A 19738-nucleotide genomic window follows, 5' to 3' on the forward strand; every position below is an offset into this window, starting at 1 on the left:
TGTATACGTAATGAATTTTCAATTAATCAATCTGTAACAGGTAATAAATAAAGTAATCATAAAGTAATGTAATATATGTCACACTTTTTTTGGCTTAATTGCTCCTCAATAGCGAAAACAACTAATAATTTTTTCCTTAGCAGTAATGTACCCATAGAAAAACTGCCTCCCAAATTGTAGAACTTGTCTAATGTTTGGGGGCAGTTTAAGGCTGCTAAATGTATTTCTACTTAGCGATACTATCTAACGCATTTTCAATGATTTGGCGATTGGCAATGGCCCCAGAATATAACCAGCTTGAGCTTTGGTCAAATTCATAAACGTGGCCATTTTTTATGGCGGGTATATTTGCTAGGAGAGGATCACTTAGTAATGTAGAACTGCCTGCACGATCACTGTTAATAACAAAGAGATAGTCTGCATCTATTTGTACGAATTTTTCTAAAGATACTTGTGACCAATCACCAGCAGCAGAGGCGGATATTTCTTTCACTAGGCTAGGAGTTTTTAGCCCAAGATCCTCATACAGAACAATACCACTCGAAGCTGTATCGCTTACCATATAAATTGTATTGTTAATATTCCAGATGACAGTGGCGGAAGGGTTCCTCACTTTATTGTGAATATCCTCCTTTGCATCTTTAGCAAATTGATCATAATCTGTAAGGACTTCCTTTGCTTTATCTACTTGATTAAAAATTTCTCCCACTTTCAGAAGCTTGTTACGCCAATTATTATCTTCTGCTCCCATTACATATGTAGGCGCAATTTTCCTATATTGCTCGTATTTTTCCCCTTCTGCGATTTCTGATGAACCGATTACAATTAAATCTGGATTAAAGCTTGTAACTGCTTCAAAGGGAAGGTCAAACTCAATTGTTGGAATGTCCTTTAACGATTCCTGAAGGTAGTCTTGAATAGATGTCCCACCTTTTACTGACCATTGTGCTACTGGCTTAATGCCTAAAGCGATGAGGTGATCTTCTAGGTAGGGTGCAATAATACGCTGGGGACTTTCGGAGACTGTTACTTCATTACCTAATGAATCTGTTAATACACGATTTGAGTGATCAACGTTAGCCTTATCTGCTGATGGAACTGATTGATTTCCACATGCAGCTAAGAGCATCGAAAAAATAAGAATACCTGTGAATAAGGAATTCTTTTTTAAAAAGTTTGTCAAAGCTATAATCCTCCCAATGCAATTGATTTCTAATATTCTATTCCATTATAATGAAAATGATAATCAATATCAATTGAGAGATTAGGAGATAGAACTAGAATGTACAAAGATAATGAGTTACTGTGCCAATTTTTTTATCAACCTATTCAAATTATGAGATTAGAAGAACTATTATGCGATAAGAGAGGGCATTTGGCATACCCATTTATCATTGTCGTTTATGAGGGTCATGCCATCTATACGCTCCAAGGTCGACAGCTTCAGCTTAGCTCAAATTCTGTTATGTTTGTGGATGATGGAGACGATTTTCAACTACTTAAAGCAAATGAATGTATAGGGGTTGTCATTATTTACCGTGCATATGGCCCGAATATAGTTAATTTATTACAAGATACCACTTTAATGGTACATTGCACATATCGTCTCATGAATTTAGTCAAGGAGATAGAAAGAGAAGCGAAGATTACAGTTGAAAGTAATCCGTTTAGTTTACAAAAACTATTTGGTGAAATGTTAGAAGAACTGTACAACCATTTACGTACTAACAAAGAACAAGAAGGTTTGTGGATTGATAGGGTACTTGATTATATGAATCTACATTTCAATGAAGACTTAACAAGAGAGGAAATGGCTGAAAAAGCGCAGGTAAGTCCCGAACATTTTTCTCGTACGTTTCATAAGCACACTGGATATACGTATAGCGAGTATTTAACATTATTAAGGATAAGGGAATCTCAGAAAAAACTATTATTAGGGATGCCAAAATTAGATGATTTAGCCCAAGTAGTAGGATACAGAGAGGGGACCTATTTAAGTCGGAAATTTAAAGAAATTGTCGGTGTATCGCCTACAGTTTATTATCAAAAATCTAAACGCCTTATTGTACTGAATGCCAATCATACTGCCTGCTTACTGGCCCTAGGGGTTACCCCAGTGTTGGGGGTGTACTCTCCATTTTTAGAAAATATTAAGTCTGTTCCATCCTCGCAGAAACTTACGGGATATGAGCAAGATATTGCTTCGAATTATCAGGAAATAATTGCTGCTTGTCCTGATGTCGTTATTAACTATAGTGGTAGCATGGAAAAACAGGCTTTACTGTCAATAGGCCCTGTTTTTGAGCTATCCTGTAGACAATTAAGTTGGCGCGAACAATTTGGGCTAATTGCAAATTTAGTAGATAGACGAGAAGTGTACAATCATTGGCTTCGACAATATGATGAACAGATAGTTCACTGTAACCAGCTTCTTGATCGACGATTTGGGGCAAGGGGTACTGCTATTGTTTGGGAAATAGGTAGTCATGCAGCTTATTGTCTAAATAGTAGTCATGGGAGGGGAAGCCATATACTTTACGAGGATTTAGGGTTTAGTCGGCCGGACGAAATTGTCGCACATAATATAGAAAAGACAGGATATTTAACAGTAAATATTGAAGAAATCGTACATTTTCCAGCTGATTATATTTTTGTTACGGCACTTCCAACAAAAGATTCAGGAAAAGAGAGTCTCTTAGCAGTATTACACTCTGAAAAATGGAAGTCGCTGGCGGCTGTCCAAAAGAAACAGGTGTATTTTATGAACCAGTATGAAACATTTTATGGGTATGATCCATTATCTACAGCAGTTCAATTACAAAAATTGATGGAAGTACTGACATCATAAAATAACATGGCAATAAATCACTTTCATGCATAGACAGTTATTTGGCATTCTTCTACAATTATTGAGAATGGTTATCAATTGTTGTGTATGGAGGGAAAAAATTGTTTAAACAAAATAGAAAGATTGTAGGACTATTGTTTCTGCTCATAATGCTTATGTTAACAGCTTGCGGCCAAGAGGAAAAGGCAGTTAATCCAACTGGAGAGCAAGATGCGAAAGAAGCAGAGACAAAAACGGTTCAGACTATAAAAGGTGATATTGTTATTCCGACTAATCCGAAGCGTATTGTAGCAGAGGAATATATCGCAAGTCTACTTGTTTTAGATGTGAAGCCCATAGGAGCTCCTGGTTTGGCTCTTGAAAATTATTATGTTAAGGATGCATTAGAGGATGTAGAGGATATCGGTGTTTATGGGAAACCGTCCATTGAGAGGATTTTAGGACTCAAACCTGATTTGATTATTACTGGCAATGGAGAAAACTATGATGCTTTAAGTAAAATTGCTCCAACTGTAGTTATCCCATACGGGGAATTGAAAAATGCGCATGAGGAGCTTACATATTTCGGTGAGTTACTTGGAAAAGAGCAAGAAGCAAAGGATTGGCTCTTCCAATATGATCAGAAGATTGCTGATGCTAAAGCACAGGTAGATGCGATTATCCCAGAGGATGCAAGCTTTTCTATTATTGAGGATGCAGGTAAATCTATTTATGTTTATGGTGATAACTTCGGTCGGGGAGGACAGCCAATCTATCAGTCACTTGGTCGAAAGCTACCTGCTAAAAAGGCAGATGAAATTATGGAAAAGCAGTGGGCGGAAATTTCTGAAGAAGTATTGGCAGATTACGCAGGAGACTACATTATTTTGACTTCGAATGATAGAACGGTTGAAGATTTTAAGAAAGATCCGATATGGGGAAATTTACCTGCTGTGAAAAATGACCATCTTTATGTTTGGCCTGAGGAACGTTCATGGTATTATGACCCAACAGCGGTCTTGGCGCAAGTTGAGGAATTAACAAATTGGCTAACGAATAAAAAATAGTAGAAAATGGTGATTGATAATTTAGTTTAGCAGCCACAATAAAGAACTAAAGAAGTATCTTTCCTAGTGAAGATGCTTGCCCCAAAATCTGTTTATAGAGCACACTAAGAAAGCACTAAAGAAACCTTTGAAATTGGTCTCTTTAGTGCTTTAAAACGTTTAATTTCTAATAATTTGGAATGTCCCAGGTGTTGTTGTTTGGATAATGTGACGGTTACCGCTAACGATAAAGTCGGCTGGTACTTGCTTGCCAAAGTCATTTAAGTGGTTGATCGATGAGTTTGCTGATAAACCTTCAATAATAATCTCCATGTTCGCATCGAAAGTAATTTGCTTTTTATTTAATGTAGCCTGAAGAGTAATGCGATTTCCCCTTTTTGTTACTTGAATGTCGATTACACCTTCATCTTCATTAACTAATGTGTAAAGTGGTGGAATGATAATTGTCATTTTATTTTTTGTTGTTAAAATAAAGCGTTCCGTATCAATCTCTGAATCAGCAACATTTATTTTTGCTGTATAAATATTTTTGTTTTTTGTCATAGCTGTTGTTTTACCTGGTACAGCAGCTTTATCTGATAGTACAGGTGTTTTAGGGACGTTATCTTTTGTAGGAAGTGTATATTTTCCTTGAACAAAATCAACTAAAGTCCAAACATTTGGCACGAGTTGCTGCTGTACAGGTGTTAAACCTTCAAAAGCGGTTTTGACTTCTTGTACATCCTGGGCAGTAGACGTTTTGGGTGATAAAGCGGCAATTGCATCTTCTACTTCCTTGGCCGAAGCCTTATCCTTCAATACTAGCTGTTCAGCATCAAGTAAAAGCTGTTCAATGCCCACAGGTAAAGAGATATTTGAAAACCTACGTAAGGCATTCAGCTCTGCTCGAGCATCCGCTACATCTTTATGAAAAGTAAGACGAGATGAATTAATTAGTTGAATTTTATTAACTACTTTATCAACAGATGTATTGGGTGAAATATAGGAAGTTAATATTTTTTTGGCAGAATCACTAACAAAGGATTTTTGTGCTGCATTTAAGGTGTTATACCAATCTCTTGTTTCCATGACATTTTGATAATAATTAACAGCTGTAGATTCTACTGAATTTAACTTATCCTCAATTTGTGCAGCCAGCTTGCGATAAGCAATTCTTGTCTGTTGATGTGCTGACAATGTGGAATAGTTTGTTACATACTGTTTTTCCAATTCTGTTAAAGCATTATAGGCCTTAAGTGCTGCCTCCAAATTTACTTGGAAGGTAGAGGTAGTATTGTTTATATTGTTAATCATTTGCACAACATTTGACACTTTAGAATTGTAGTAAGAACTACTGTATATGTATGCCGTGCTCGGTTGTCCAGTTACATTAGCTGCAGAAGCTGGTGCACTATAAAGGAGTGAAGGGACAGCCACTAAAGACAGCAGGGCTAACTTTTTTTTATTTTTCATGCTATAAAATGCCTCCTAATTATATTATTCGAAACGGAAATCTATCCAATATATGGTGTTACATTAATTTTATCATAGCCGGGGATCTTTTTATGCATTTTTTGGTTGAATAGGTAGATTGGTTATGTTTTTTTGTAAGTACATACAACTTCTGTACCTATAATAGTACATCAAGAAAGTTTAGTTCTTCTTAATAATCATACTGATAAAAGGAAAATTAATATATCTGACAGAGAGTTTCGAAATAGACAGATTGAGCCGTTTGAAAAATTCAACCGAGTATAAATCGTGAAAGTGTAAAAAGTAAAAATACGGTAATTTTTTACGGAGTAGTTTCTTTTTCATCACAAACAATAAATGTATAAAAATTGGTTTATTTATCATTCAAAAGTAATGCTATCTCTTAAATGTTTCGGAAAATATACGATAATAAATAAAGAAGTAGTTTTTAAGGAGGGGTAACAATGAGAATAGTGCTAGTAGATGATGAATATTTATCATTAACGAGATTAAAAACTTTGCTTGAAGAAAGTAAGGTTGGGGGAATTGAAATAGTTGGAGAATACACGGATTCTTTAAAAGTGATTGAAGAGATACAGAGCCTACAACCAAGTGTTGTATTTTTAGATATAGTCATGCCGGATATGGACGGGTTAGCACTAGGGGAAAAAATTCAGGAATTATTGCCAGATGTAGAAATTGTTTTTACAACAGGGTTCGATCAATATGCGTTAGACGCCTTTAATTTACATGCCGTCGATTATTTATTGAAGCCCGTACAAATTACGCGTTTAAAAAAGACATTAGAACGTCTTGAACAGATCAATAATAAACACAAGAAAAGTGTGACGAACTCTACAACTATTAATCTATTTGGCGGGCTCCGTGTCATTTCACCAGACGGTCAAACACAAATTTTAAAATGGCGAACATCCAAAGCGAAAGAGTTATTTGCCTACTTACTCAATCACCGTGATGAAATAATTTATCGTGAAACCATTTTAGAGTTATTTTGGCCAGAGTCTGATAGAGATAGGGCGTCGAAACAGCTTTATACGGCCATTTATACAATACGTCAAACATTAAAAAACTACGATTTGGATGGTGTGCAGATTTCAAGTCCATTACTCAATTCAGGTTATAAACTCTTGATGGAACATACTGTTGTTGATGTAGAACAATGGTTGTCCAGCTTGAAATCATTACCTTTACTAGAACAGGAAACCGTGGATGAGCATGAACAAGTATTCCAAATGTATACAGGTGACTATTTAGGAGATTGCGATTATTTATGGGCAGAAAACGAGAGAGAGCGTTTAAGAAGATTATGGTTACAGCATGCCCATCAGCTAACTGATTTTTATATAACAAATGAAAACTATCCTGCGGCTATAAAGATACAGGAAAAAGTTCAAGCACTGTTCGTTGATGAAGAGGAAAACTATTTCACCTTGATGAAGCTATATCATTTACTGAATAATGTAGGGGCTGTTGAGGAGCAATATTTACTGTTAAAAAAGGCACTTCAAGAGCATTTGGCGGTGGAGCCAAGTGAAGAAATTGAAAGTTGGTATCGTAGTTGGAAACTGGCAATTGTGCAAATGAAAGAGGAAGTTATTATTTGATTACAAAAAGGAAGGGACTCTGCAAACGCAGAGCCCTTACTGTTAATATGGTTTTAAACCATATCTCTTAGCATTATTGTATTTATCATATGCATTGATTAAATTGTTATAGGCATTTGAGATCTCAGTTTGAGTTGCAGAATAGTTGTTTACAATAAATCTAGCTTGTTCAATACTATAATTTAGCATGCTCAATTCATATTCTGATGTCCATTGTATGTTATTAAATATATCACTGCCATCTCCATTATGAGAAATTGGAACCATTCCATTAGAAGCAGAAGTAATTAGTGATTCTAAATAAGTTTTATCTACATAGTACCCATTATTACCATACTTATAAGCACTCTTGTAAGTCCCAATAGCATTGTTTAAATTATTAATTGCATTGGCAATATCAGTTTGAGTAGCATAGTAATTATTAACCACTGTTTGAGCTGTTGAAACAGCAGAATCTATCGCATTCCTTTCAGCTTGTGTTGTCCATGGAGTATTGTAAGAAACATCTGAGCCATTCCAAGAGACCGTCACATATGAAACGGAATGAATTAATGACTGTAGTGATGCTTTATCACCATATCCATATTTTAAACCGCTTTTTTGAGCCGCTTGGTAGCCTACTAGCGCATTTTGGTACCGTGTAATAGCATTCTTTACTTGCTCTTGTGAGGCACTATTATTGTTTGCAACAGTTCTAGCACTCGTCACTGCAGAATCAAAAATATTACGATCAGTCTGAGTTGTCCATTTGTCTGTTGTTAAAATATCGTATCCATTTATAGAAACTTGTACGTAAGGTATGGATGCTAGTAGTGTATTCAGCTCTTTTTTATCAATAACAGGGAGGATAACAGAGACGCTCTTATCGTCCACTTGTACTTTACTCACCTGATGACCCGAATCTAATGCCACTTTTGAACCGCCTTTGACAATGATTTGTTCAATTTTACCCTCGCCGTAAAGGTTAAAATCCTCTTCCACATCAATCGTCAGTTTTTCCACATTTGCTATCACTTCAGAAGACAAAACTTTACCAACAACATCAATTTTAGAAAGTGTCTGGTCAGAAGAAACATTCACCTTCGTACGTGCCAATTTAATATTTGATGATTTCATATCCCGTAGTGTAACATATAGCCAGTTTGTTTTCTTTGTTATAAGCGGTTTAAGTGTAATTGTATCGCCCACGAAAACGTCATCTAGTGTAATGTTTTTTTTCACTCTGTTCGTAATGATCAACTGTCCATCAACCGTAACATTATGAATTTTTACATAATCTGCATTCACAGTGAGGTCACCCGAGATTTGCGCGTCACCTGCATCAAAATATACAGATTTTTTATTTGTGCCTGCTTTGTTTAATGTTAATGATGTTACATCTGAAATTTGCCCATTTTTTACAACAATCGTAGCTAAAGCATTCGTTAATGCTACCTTATTTGAATTATTAAAAAGGGGCTTTAAATCTTTGTGGATTTTAAATGTACCATTTGATGTAATGACCGTATCCTTTGTAATATTTCTAATTGTTACGGCATCACCTACCACTTTTTTTGTTGCTGCAACTTGAACCTGCGCTTCGTTTAAGCTTGATTGATTTAGAAGAGAAGAGGCATGTGCAGTAGACACAGGTAATACTAGTGTGGCTGTAATCGCAGTGGCCATTAATGTTGATAGCGCTTTATTTGTCATACAAGTCACTCCAATCATTTTATTTAATAGATAATATATCATAATTTTCAATAATTTAGAATTGATGTTGTAAGTCTTGTGTATGAAGTGAAAATTAATTAAGTCATAAGTCCCTTTTGAAGTTTAAGAGAAAATTGTTGATTTGCACGTATTTTTATCTATATTTTTGTAAATTTCTACTTTATTCGCTAAATATTTTATTGAGATACGACCTTCCATCCATTATGATTATTTATAAAAGTGGGGGTGTTTGTGATGAAGAAATCAAGAGGAATTGCATTGAAACTATCTTCCCTAATAATAGGATTGTTTCTAGTATTATTTTTATCCTATACAGTGACAACGGGGATTATTATAAAAAAGCAAAGTGTCAAAGATGCAGAGTATGGAACATTGCAAACGGCTGAATCGTCAGCGGCTATTATGAGCGAGCGTTTTAAAAAAGCCAATACAACTTTACAAACAACGAAACGAATCGTTGAAAGTATGGAGAAAAATAAGACGCTATCTTCCAAAGGTGTTTTAGACATAATGGAAAATAATTTAGCTAATAATGTTGATTTATTAGGGGTAGGAGCTATCTTTGAGCAGAATTCCCTTATTATCAATCCAAATGATGAGGCTACGTTGGTAGATTCCAAAAAACGTTTTGGACCATACTTAAGCAAAAATGATAATGAAATAACGACCACTCTTCTTGAAGGTGTAGATGATAAAAATGTTTCTCAATGGTACTGGGTGCCAAAAGAAGAAGGACGGACAGTTTTAACGGAGCCTTATGACTATAGTGTAAACGGTCAAACAGTACTAATGACAACAATTTCTGTACCATTAGTCAATGCTTCTGGGAAATTTTTTGGTGTATTGACGGCGGATGTATCTATAGATTATTTAAATGAGCTGACAAAGTCTGTTGCTCCAGAAGGCGGCTATGCGGCAATTATTACAAATAACGGTGTACTAACAGCTAACAGTTTCGGTAAAGAGTTGGATGGGCAAAATATGCAAGATGATCCTGCTTGGACAAGCATAAGTAAGACAATGGAAAACGGCGAGCTAACAAGTATGTACATAGAGTCTAATGAACTGAAAGATCAAGCCTATAATGTGTTTGCTCCAATGATTTTAGAGGACATTGACGAAACTTGGACCGTTCAAATCGTATTAGCTGAATCAAAAATTTTAGAGACCTATAACCATGTATTTGTATATACGATTATTGCATCCATTATAATGGTAGCCTTGATGACTGCTGCAAGTGTACTATTTATTTACAAACAGTTAAAGCCACTCAAGTTTTTACGTGCTTCGATTGAAACAGCAGCAGCAGGCGATTTAACACAAAAGGTAGAGGATAAATATATTAAACAAGATGAAATTGGGGCAGTCGCATTGGCCTATAATAATATGTTGGATAAAACCAATAGTGCTATTAAAGCCGTGTTAAACTCAACAACTCTATTGAACCAATCTTCTAACCAGGTACATGAGGCATTTAACGAAATCGTGTCCTCTAGTCAAGAGGTATCAGTAGCCATTAATGAAATTGCACAGGGTGCATCGAAGCAATCAGAGGATACTGAAGAAACGAATTATCGCATGATGGATTTATCGGATCAAATAGATGCCATTACTGCGCTTTCGAATGAAATGGACGATTTATCCAACAAGACAAATGTGACAACCGAGAAAGGCATGCAAGAGGTTCAAAGTTTACATGAACATAATATAGAGACGAATGAGATGAACGGCCGTATTCAACAACAAATGGAATCACTAGCTTCTAATATTGCCAATATTAATCAAATTATTGCCTCTATTCAAAGCATTACGGAGCAAACTAATCTATTAGCTTTAAATGCAAGTATTGAGGCTGCACGTGCTGGTGAGCATGGAAAAGGTTTTGCTGTCGTGGCGGAAGAAGTAAGAAAGTTGGCAGAGCAATCAAAAACTGAAACAGAAGTTATTAAAAGTACGGTAGAAAGTATTTTAGAAAATTCTCAACAAACAGTTGCAGTCATTGCATCGAATGCAAATTTAATGCAATCGCAAAATGAGTCCGTACAAAGCACGCAATTGGCCTTTAAAGATAATAGTGATTTGTCACGTGCAATTGCAACTTCTATTAATGAACTAATGACTCAGTTGTCTACTATGTTAGAGCATAAAAATCAAGCAATTATGTCCATACAAAGTATTTCGGCTATATCAGAGGAAACAGCGGCCTCTGCTGAGCAAGTAAGTGCCTCTGCAATGGACCAACAAGCAGAATTGCAAAAAGTGGCAGAGTCTATGCAAAATATGAATGATATCTCTAATGAACTGCAAGAGGTCGTTAATAGATTTAAGCTTGCGTAGAGAAAAAGGCTGCCTAAAATCTAAAGGCAGCTCATACTGTTGAAAAAAGGAATCGAGAAGTTCATGCTCGATTCCCTTTTCATTTTTTTCATCAAGAATTCATAGTCCTCAAATGAGTGAGTTTTGGTGATTCTTATATTCTGTACATTGTTCTCCTCGTTTATTGATGTGATTTTTTATCTTTTCATCATTGGAACAAGGCGCACCCCTCCAGTAGTGGAAATCAACGGTTTTAATTATGAAAGTAAGTAGCATTGACCTAGTACATTATCGACACTACAATCAAAAGGGAGGGGGACTTCAATATGGTGTATCTTGGAATGATTTTCTTTCAAATTGTCGCACCTATTTTAGTATTACTTGTACTAGGTGCTATTCTGCAAAAGAAATTTCGCTTTAACTTAAAAGCATTATCACAGCTTATTACATATTGTTTTATGCCTGCCGCTGTATTTATTAATTTATATGAGACGAGTATAAAACTGTCTGTTCTGGGGGAAGTTGGATTGTTTGTTGTGCTTTTTATTGGTAGTCAAATGTTACTCAGTCACTTTTTAGCGAAAGGGCTTGGACTCGCCAAAACTGAGGCAGCTGTTTTTAAAAATAGTGTAGTACTCATTAACTCTGGCAACTATGGTATTCCGGTAGCTCAAATGATTTTTGCCACTCAACCTATTGGTGTAGCCATCCAGGTTATACTCGTTATCTTCCAAAACATGACAACGTATACGTATGGTTTATATAATTTAATTTCCTCTACTAAATCGGGCATGACAATTTTAAAGGATTTTATAAAAATGCCTATTATACACGCTTTAATAATCGGTGTGGCCATGAATTATTTTGACATTGGCATTCCGCAGTTTATTAAAATACCTATAGACCATGTAGCAGATGGTTTTATTGCCGTTGCATTAATTACGCTAGGCGCCCAATTGTCTCAACTGGAGATTAAAACGATGTTTAATAAAACAGTATTCGTCAGCTGCTTGACGCGATTAATTATCGGTCCAGCCGTTGCTTTAGTCATTATTTATGCGCTCGGTTTAGACGGGGTTGTGGCACAATCGTTATTTATAGCGAGTGCTTTTCCCACATCCCGCAACAGTTCAAGTCTAGCATTAGAATATGATATAGAGTCGGCAACAGCTGCACAAACCGTTTTATTTTCGACCATTGTGAGTTGTATAACGGTCACGATTGTAATTTATATTGCTGATGTATTGTTTACCTAATAGAAATCAAAAATATTTAAATGATAACTTCCATCTCTTAGCAATATCTGCTAAACTAGCATCAAACTGAATAGTATTAACTAGGGGAGTCTGATGAGTCAGGCTGAGAGGGAAACGCATAGAGGTTTCTTGACCCTTTGGACCTGATCTGGCTCATACCAGCGTGGGAAAGTTAAGAAGCTATTGCATATTACGTGCAATCAATAGACCCTTTACATTCATGGCCGGATCCAATTATTTTTTTGGATTCGGCCTTTATTTATTTTGTTTGCTGGGTGAGCTAGAATCGGTCCTTGTTTAAACTACATTTAAGGGAGAGAAGTAGCTCATGTCAGCAATTAGTGCAAAGAACATTACGATTATGTCTAACTTTGAAGGAAGTAAAAAGGTTTATGTGGAAGGATCTCGTCCTGATATTTTAGTACCAATGCGTGAAATTACATTAAGTCCGACGACTGGTACCTTTGGGGATGAAGAAAATGCCCCAATTCGGGTGTATGATACGAGTGGACCATATACAGATCCGGTCTTCCACGTGGATATTACAAAGGGCTTACCTGCTTTACGAAGTGCTTGGATACAAGAGCGAGGGGATGTTGAGGAATACGGAGGGCGTACAATTAAACCTGAGGATAATGGTTTCAGTCGCGCTGATGATCCACGTATCCATGAAAATGTCTTCCCGGAATTGGTGAGAAAGCCTTTACGTGCAAAAAAGGGTAAAAATGTCACGCAGCTTCATTATGCTCGACGGGGAATTATTACACCTGAGATGGAGTTTGTAGCGATACGAGAAAATATGGACCCAGATTTCGTACGTTCAGAGATTGCAGCAGGCCGGGCTATTATGCCTGCCAATATTAATCATCCTGAGGCCGAGCCAATGATTATCGGTCGTAACTTCCATGTGAAGATTAATGCGAACATTGGGAATTCAGCTGTATCATCCTCGATTGCAGAGGAAGTGGAAAAAATGACATGGGCTACACGCTGGGGTGCTGATAATATTATGGATCTATCAACTGGCAAACATATTCATACAACGAGAGAATGGATAATTCGAAATGCTGCAGTACCAGTTGGGACAGTACCAATTTATCAGGCATTAGAAAAGGTAAATGGTGTGGCTGAGGATTTAACATGGGAGGTGTACCGTGATACGCTTATTGAACAAGCGGAGCAAGGGGTAGATTATTTCACTATTCATGCAGGTGTCCTTTTACGTTATGTCCCTCTTACGGCAAACCGTGTAACAGGCATTGTGTCTCGGGGTGGATCCATTATGGCGCAATGGTGTTTATACCATCATCAAGAGAACTTCCTCTATACTCATTTTGAGGAAATATGTGAAATTATGAAAGCTTATGATGTAGCCTTCTCATTAGGAGATGGCTTACGCCCAGGGTCAATCGCGGATGCTAACGATGAAGCACAATTTGCGGAGCTGGAAACATTAGGCGAATTAACGCAAATTGCATGGAAGCATGATGTTCAAGTAATGGTGGAGGGGCCAGGTCACGTTCCAATGCATTTGATTAAAGAGAATATGGACAAGCAATTAGAGGTTTGTAAGGAAGCCCCATTCTATACTTTAGGTCCATTGACAACAGATATTGCTCCAGGTTATGACCATATTACATCTGCTATTGGAGCAGCAATGATTGGTTGGTTTGGTACAGCTATGCTCTGCTATGTGACACCGAAGGAACATTTAGGATTACCTAATCGGGAGGATGTTCGAGTAGGGGTTATTACTTATAAGATTGCTGCACATGCTGCAGATTTAGCAAAGGGGCACCCAGGTGCACAACAACGGGATGATGCACTGTCAAAAGCGCGTTTCGAGTTCCGCTGGCGTGATCAATTTAACCTTTCTCTTGATCCAGAACGTGCAGTAGAATATCACGATGAAACATTACCAGCAGAGGGGGCAAAAACAGCACATTTTTGTTCAATGTGCGGTCCTAAATTTTGTAGCATGAGAATTTCTCAGGATATTCGTAATTATGCTAAGGAAAAGGATTTAAATACAACAGAGGCCATCCATGAAGGTATGAGGGAAAAGTCAGCGGAGTTTAAAAAGGCAGGTAGTCAAATCTATCAATAATAATAGTACAAGGCTTGTGTTGATTTACTAGACACGAGCCTTTTTTATGTTGGTTCCACAATTAAACAGGGGAGATGAATAAAAGTAATTTATGCTTTTGCAAATAGAAGTGAGCGGTTGAAACTAGACGAATACTAAAAAGCTCCATGTGAATTATACATTCACATGGAGTAAAAGTTGGATTTGGATATCAATAATAAGTGGAATATTAAACGTTTGTTGGTTGTTTTACATATGGGTTTGTAAGATCCATACCTTCTAATGAAAGACCCATTGCTTTTGCGACACCTTCACCATATGCTGGATCAGCTAAATAGCAGTGAAGGATGTGACGACGTTTGATGAATTCTTCAACAGAAGCCATATCATTAGCCGTATTTTCAAATAGACGTTGTTGTTCTTCCGCAGTCATTAGGCGGAAAAGTTTACCTGGTTGCTCGAAGTAATTATTATCGTCTTCACGGAAATCATGAATTCCTGCATGACCATCAATGCGTAACTCAGGCTCTTTGTGGTCTAAATTATGCTCCCATTCACCATAGCTATTTGGTTCATAGCCTAGTGTTGAACCAAGGTTGCCGTCAAAACGCATAGCGCCATCACGGTGGAAAGTACGGAATGGACATTTTGGTGCGTTAACAGGAAGCATATAGTGGTTTACACCTAAACGGTAGCGTTGTGCATCCGCATAGGCAAAGATACGACCTTGTAACATTTTATCTGGTGAGAAGCTAATACCAGGAACGATGTTAGATGGTGCAAATGCAGCTTGTTCCACTTCTGCAAAGTAGTTGTCCGGGTTTTTATTTAACTCAAACTCACCTACAGGAATTAATGGGAAATCTTTTTTATACCATACTTTTGTTAAATCGAATGGGTTGTATGGTAGCTCACGAGATTGCTCCTCTGTCATAACCTGAATATACATTTTCCATTTAGGGAAATCGCCCTTTTCAATGGCTTCATATAAATCACGTTGTGAAGATTCACGGTCTTGACCGATTACCTCAGTTGCTTCATCACCTGTGAAATTTTTAATGCCTTGTTCTGTACGGAAGTGGAATTTAACCCAAACACGCTCATTATCAGCATTGATAAAGCTATATGTGTGAGAACCAAATCCGTGCATATTACGGTAACCAGTTGGAATACCACGGTCAGACATTACAATTGTCACTTGGTGAAGCGCTTCTGGTAATAATGTCCAAAAATCCCAGTTGGAATTAGCGTTTTTCATATTTGTACGTGGATCACGTTTGACCACGTGGTTTAAATCTGTAAAGTGTAGTGGATCACGGAAGAAAAATACTGGTGTATTGTTTCCTACTAGATCCCAGTTGCCTTCTTCAGTATAAAACTTAAGTGCAAAGCCACGGATATCACGCTCAGCATCTGCTGCACCACGCTCACCAGCAACTGTGGAGAATCGTGCGAACATTTCAGTTTTCTTGCCCACTTCTGAGAAGATATTAGCTTTTGTATATTGAGTTATATCGTGCGTTACAGTAAAAGTACCAAATGCACCTGAACCTTTCGCGTGCATACGACGTTCAGGGATTACTTCACGATTGAAGTTTGCTAATTTTTCAACTAGCCATACATCTTGAAGTAATAGAGGGCCGCGTGGACCTGCTGACATAGAGTCATGGTTACTTACTACTGGAGCACCACCTGCTGTTGTAAAACGACGGCTACGATCATTTGCGTTTGTCATATTAGTTACCTCCTGAAAATAATGTAAGTCAAACTCTTCGTCTATAACTATAACAAATATAAAATAGAATTGCTAGTACATTATAATAATTATCGTTAAAGAATTTTTATAGTAAGATATAAAATATAAATATATGCATCGGAGACCCTATTTATGCTTAATCCTCGCCATAAATTTGTTGTTAAATAAACTAGATATAAACAGTATTTATACTGTAAATGAAAAGAAGTATAAGATATAACATCCATAGTACAAACCTTTATTGAAAATGAAAATAACTAATTGAAAATTATCTGCAAGGTCTTTATTAATTTTTTCGGTATCGATGAGGGGTCATACCGATTTGTTGTTTAAATATTTTAATAAAATAATTCGGATCATCAAAACCGTTTAAATGAGCAATCTCACTAATTGCAAAATCTGTTTCTAGTAGCATCTTAATGGCGTTTTGAATTCTAAATTGCTGTATATAGCGCTTAAATGGCAAGCCTTGTTTCTTTGAAAAAATCGTACTTAAATAATTGGGGCTGATGCCAAGCTTACGAGCGACAAAGGGAAGAGACAAGGAACTATCTTTAAATTGCTGATCAATAATTTCTAAAGCGAGCTCAACATAATCGGCTCTTTTTTCCATGCGGGCTTCACGGGCTAGCTCTATTAATCTCTGAGTGAAAGAAATAATGCCATTGAGAATCGTATAAAAAATAGGATGCTCAATAATTAAATGAAATAGCTGGCGGTAGTTTTGTTCAATGACTGCTTTTTCGTGTAGTTTATATTTCAACATAAAACGCCGAATTTGTGCTAAGACACTTGTTAGATGGATGCGTAGATCATCCTGCTCGTAATAGATGCCCTCATTAGAAAGTCGATATAAAAATGTTTTTACGGCTTCTAAATTACCCTCCTCCAGGCTACTTATTAATAATTGTTGTTCCTCTGGTGTTAGTAATGGATCTAAGGGTTGTATTTCAAATTGTTTACTTGCGTAAAAAATATGCCCGAATCCTTCATAAAAACTTTGGTGAAGTGCACGCTTTGTTAATGTGTACATATTTTTAATGCTTGTAGCGGGTCCATCATATATCCCGATATTTAAAGAACTATTACTAAACAAACGCCATTCCTTCATAAGAGTACGTACATCCTTTTCTACCATTTTTATGTCTGGCGTTTGAAAAAGGCAGACGATTCTATTCGATAAAGGATAGGTTTTCATATGGAAGTGGATAGGTGTTTGTTGAAGCCAATTGTAAAGCTTGTTATAGGTCTCGGTGTGCTCAGGCTCAATTATTGTAAAGTGAATGCCAGTTTCGATAGAGTCTGATTTCGTATCTAAAAATAAATGATTATAAAATGATTCATTTGTAGCCTCCTGCGCAAAATCTGTAATTTGTGGTGAGCGCAAGGAAATGCCTGTCAGTTTTTGCTTTAATACTTCTAAATCAATGGGCTTTACGAACAGATGAGTTACCTGTAAATCAATGGCTTTCAATGCGTTTTTAAATAAGGGTTCTGTTGTTACGGCTAAAATAGCACCTGAATGTTTTTGTAGATCTCGATAAAGAGAAGCTAAGCGATTATTAGGGACCAAATCGATATTTAACAATATGGCATCCGGTTCAAATTGACGGATGCATTGAGGTACATCTGAAATAGTAGTGCACATGTCAATAAGAACATCGCCTGGAAAATATGTGTGTAAAAACCACTTAATGCCTGCTAGTTCAGTGGAGTCTCGATCGATTAATAACAGCTTCATAACATCTAACCTCGCTTAAAATATTCTAGTTTCATATAAAAATACGATTATATTATTAAAAATAACATAGGAATATGAAAAAAATCATGTTTTCTCTTTTAAAATTCTCTATATTCTGAAAAAAGTAGTTAGTACAATGGAAATAGAGTAATTGACCATCATTCAGCAGGAAACTCATTTACAATGAAAACGCTTAAACGTAGTTGAATGCGGATGTTTTAGTGATTACGTTAAATGAATTTTACATAAGCCATAAAGGGAATAGGGGGATGTCATGTGAAGTCGATCATCGAGCTTGATGGCAATACATTAACAAGACAACAAATTGAGGAAATCGTTAAAGGGCATGCAACGGTTGCACTTGCTGCAGACAGTATAGAACGTATTCGTTTAAGTAGGGAACGAATCGAAAAGCGTTTAGCAGAGGGGCAAACTATTTATGGTGTAAATACAGGTTTTGGCAAACTAAGCAATATAAAAATCGAGGAAGAAGATATTGAGCTATTGCAACTGAATTTATTACGATCAGATGCAACAGGTGTGGGCCAGCCGTTTCCAACTGATGTTGTACGTGCCATGATGGTTTTACGTGCAAATGCCTTAGCTCGTGGATTTTCAGGTATTCGTGAGGAAACTGTACAGCTTTTATTAGATTTTATTAATAAAGGCGTACATCCAATTGTCCCGTCACAAGGCTCGGTTGGAGCAAGTGGAGATTTAGCGCCGTTATCACATCTAGCTTTAGTCCTAGTGGGAGAAGGTAAGGCTGAGTTTAATGGAGAAATGATGAGTGGTAGTGAGGCGTTACAGCAAGCGGGATTATCACCTGTTCGACTACAAGCTAAAGAGGGGCTGGCACTTGTAAACGGTACACAGGCTATGACAGGTATCGGTGTCTTAACAGTTAATGAGGCTGAACGAATTGGGCTTGCGGCGGATATGGCTGCTAGTTTAACACTAGAAGCATTGAAAGGTATCACATCTGCGTTTGATCCAGCCCTTTTAGCGGTAAGACCACATCCAGAGTTAGAGCTTGTTGGTGGTCGTATCCGTAAGTGGCTTGAGGGAAGTAAGCGAGTGACAAAGCAAGGAGAAATTCGTATGCAGGATGCATATTCACTGCGTTGTATCCCACAAGTGCACGGTGCCTCCTGGCAGTCTTTCTTTTACGCGGAGAACCGAGTACAAACGGAAATGAATGCCACGACTGATAATCCGATTGTTTTAGAAAACGGTGAAGTCCTATCAGGTGGTCATTTTCATGGTCAGTCAATTGCTTTAGCGATGGACTTTTTAAAAATTGGGGTAAGTGAATGGGCTAATATTTCAGAGCGTCGTACAGAGCGAATGGTGAATCCTCAATTAAATGAAGGATTACCACCATTTTTAGCGACAAACCCTGGGATTGAATGTGGTCTGATGATTGCTCAATATACAGCAGCATCCATTGTCTCAGAAAACAAAGTGTTGGCGCATCCTTCCAGTGTTGACTCAATTCCTACATCAGGGAATCAAGAAGACCATGTAAGTATGGGGACAACTTCTGCTCGTCAAGTACGTCAGATTGTCCGAAATGCTGCCCTAGTTATAGCGATAGAAATGATTTGTGCATCACAGGCTATTTATTTAGATAAAGCGGAAGAACAATTATCACCAACCACACGAAAGTATTTAGAGAAAGTTCGTGAGTTTTGTCCACCACTATTAGCAGATCAGCCGATTGGTGATGAAATTGAGGCATTGGCGGAGTATTTATTAACTAGTGATGCTCTAGTAAAGGAATATATGTAAAGTTAATTAAACGATTTTAAGTTGGAAGAGCTGAGGCAAGACTTAGTTTTCTAAGTAGCCTCTGCTTTATAAAAGATTATTTATTTTGGTATCTGAATATTCAGTTTT

12 protein-coding genes and 1 riboswitch are annotated in these 19738 nt (G+C 37.0%); of the genes, 7 read left to right on the forward strand and 5 right to left on the reverse strand.

Annotation, left to right across the window (positions count from 1 at the left end; translation table 11 throughout):
* Window positions 1-226: 226 nt before the first annotated feature.
* Window positions 227-1183 carry an ABC transporter substrate-binding protein gene (locus MKY88_RS01080; protein WP_193834120.1) on the reverse strand — a complete coding sequence of 319 codons (957 nt, stop codon included), beginning with the start codon at window positions 1181-1183 and terminating at the stop codon, window positions 227-229.
* Window positions 1184-1282: 99 nt separating this feature from the next.
* Between MKY88_RS01080 and MKY88_RS01085 the strand changes: the two genes are divergently transcribed.
* On the forward strand, window positions 1283-2848 hold the full coding sequence (locus tag MKY88_RS01085) for an ABC transporter substrate-binding protein (RefSeq protein ID WP_193834119.1): 1566 nt from the start codon (window positions 1283-1285) through the stop codon (window positions 2846-2848).
* 101 nt (window positions 2849-2949) lie between these two features.
* A complete protein-coding gene (locus MKY88_RS01090; protein ID WP_193834118.1) occupies window positions 2950-3894 on the forward strand; it encodes an ABC transporter substrate-binding protein in 945 nt (314 codons plus the stop codon).
* Between the two features lie 159 nt (window positions 3895-4053).
* On the opposite strand, the gene MKY88_RS01095 is transcribed toward MKY88_RS01090, so the two are convergent.
* Window positions 4054-5346 (reverse strand): hypothetical protein, encoded by a 1293-nt coding sequence (locus MKY88_RS01095; protein ID WP_193834117.1) that lies wholly within the window; start codon window positions 5344-5346, stop codon window positions 4054-4056.
* A 464-nt stretch (window positions 5347-5810) separates the two neighbouring features.
* Between MKY88_RS01095 and MKY88_RS01100 the strand changes: the two genes are divergently transcribed.
* The gene (locus MKY88_RS01100; RefSeq protein WP_193834116.1) at window positions 5811-6971 is read left to right on the forward strand and encodes a response regulator; all 1161 of its coding nucleotides are present in this window, start codon (window positions 5811-5813) and stop codon (window positions 6969-6971) included.
* A 42-nt stretch (window positions 6972-7013) separates the two neighbouring features.
* Here MKY88_RS01100 and MKY88_RS01105 read toward each other — a convergent pair whose 3' ends face one another.
* On the reverse strand, window positions 7014-8663 hold the full coding sequence (locus MKY88_RS01105) for an S-layer protein (RefSeq protein ID WP_193834115.1): 1650 nt from the start codon (window positions 8661-8663) through the stop codon (window positions 7014-7016).
* Window positions 8664-8918: 255 nt separating this feature from the next.
* Between MKY88_RS01105 and MKY88_RS01110 the strand changes: the two genes are divergently transcribed.
* The 3 genes from MKY88_RS01110 to thiC all read left to right on the forward strand — a co-directional run bounded on the left by MKY88_RS01110 (window position 8919) and on the right by thiC (window position 14363).
* On the forward strand, window positions 8919-11021 hold the full coding sequence (locus MKY88_RS01110) for a methyl-accepting chemotaxis protein (protein ID WP_193834114.1): 2103 nt from the start codon (window positions 8919-8921) through the stop codon (window positions 11019-11021).
* Window positions 11022-11326: 305 nt separating this feature from the next.
* Entirely contained in the window at window positions 11327-12256 is a 930-nt protein-coding gene (locus MKY88_RS01115; protein ID WP_193834113.1) for an AEC family transporter, read from the forward strand.
* A 72-nt stretch (window positions 12257-12328) separates the two neighbouring features.
* Window positions 12329-12443, forward strand: a riboswitch (TPP riboswitch).
* A gap of 141 nt (window positions 12444-12584) precedes the next feature.
* Entirely contained in the window at window positions 12585-14363 is a 1779-nt protein-coding gene (thiC, locus tag MKY88_RS01120; protein WP_291753827.1) for a phosphomethylpyrimidine synthase ThiC, read from the forward strand.
* A gap of 208 nt (window positions 14364-14571) precedes the next feature.
* Here the strand turns inward: thiC and MKY88_RS01125 are convergent, their stop codons facing one another.
* Together MKY88_RS01125 and MKY88_RS01130 are read right to left on the reverse strand one after the other, a co-directional pair.
* A complete protein-coding gene (locus MKY88_RS01125; RefSeq protein WP_340812851.1) occupies window positions 14572-16077 on the reverse strand; it encodes a catalase in 1506 nt (501 codons plus the stop codon).
* A gap of 307 nt (window positions 16078-16384) precedes the next feature.
* On the reverse strand, window positions 16385-17839 hold the full coding sequence (locus MKY88_RS01130) for a helix-turn-helix domain-containing protein (RefSeq protein ID WP_193834111.1): 1455 nt from the start codon (window positions 17837-17839) through the stop codon (window positions 16385-16387).
* Window positions 17840-18115: 276 nt separating this feature from the next.
* Between MKY88_RS01130 and hutH the strand changes: the two genes are divergently transcribed.
* Window positions 18116-19630 carry a histidine ammonia-lyase gene (hutH, locus tag MKY88_RS01135; RefSeq protein ID WP_340812852.1) on the forward strand — a complete coding sequence of 505 codons (1515 nt, stop codon included), beginning with the start codon at window positions 18116-18118 and terminating at the stop codon, window positions 19628-19630.
* Window positions 19631-19738 lie beyond the last annotated feature (108 nt).

The organism is Lysinibacillus sp. FSL R7-0073, from assembly GCF_038009065.1.
Lineage (GTDB): Bacteria > Bacillota > Bacilli > Bacillales_A > Planococcaceae > Lysinibacillus > Lysinibacillus fusiformis.

What these genes read in the sequence shown, in the direction of transcription:
- MKY88_RS01085 (WP_193834119.1), top strand. Translation starts at nt 1,283, where the DNA reads ATGTACAAAGATAATGAGTTACTGTGCCAATTTTTTTATCAACCTATT.
- MKY88_RS01095 (WP_193834117.1), bottom strand. Translation starts at nt 5,346, where the DNA reads ATGAAAAATAAAAAAAAGTTAGCCCTGCTGTCTTTAGTGGCTGTCCCT.
- MKY88_RS01100 (WP_193834116.1), top strand. Translation starts at nt 5,811, where the DNA reads ATGAGAATAGTGCTAGTAGATGATGAATATTTATCATTAACGAGATTA.
- MKY88_RS01105 (WP_193834115.1), bottom strand. Translation starts at nt 8,663, where the DNA reads ATGACAAATAAAGCGCTATCAACATTAATGGCCACTGCGATTACAGCC.
- MKY88_RS01110 (WP_193834114.1), top strand. Translation starts at nt 8,919, where the DNA reads ATGAAGAAATCAAGAGGAATTGCATTGAAACTATCTTCCCTAATAATA.
- MKY88_RS01115 (WP_193834113.1), top strand. Translation starts at nt 11,327, where the DNA reads ATGGTGTATCTTGGAATGATTTTCTTTCAAATTGTCGCACCTATTTTA.
- thiC (WP_291753827.1), top strand. Translation starts at nt 12,585, where the DNA reads ATGTCAGCAATTAGTGCAAAGAACATTACGATTATGTCTAACTTTGAA.
- MKY88_RS01125 (WP_340812851.1), bottom strand. Translation starts at nt 16,077, where the DNA reads ATGACAAACGCAAATGATCGTAGCCGTCGTTTTACAACAGCAGGTGGT.
- MKY88_RS01130 (WP_193834111.1), bottom strand. Translation starts at nt 17,839, where the DNA reads ATGAAGCTGTTATTAATCGATCGAGACTCCACTGAACTAGCAGGCATT.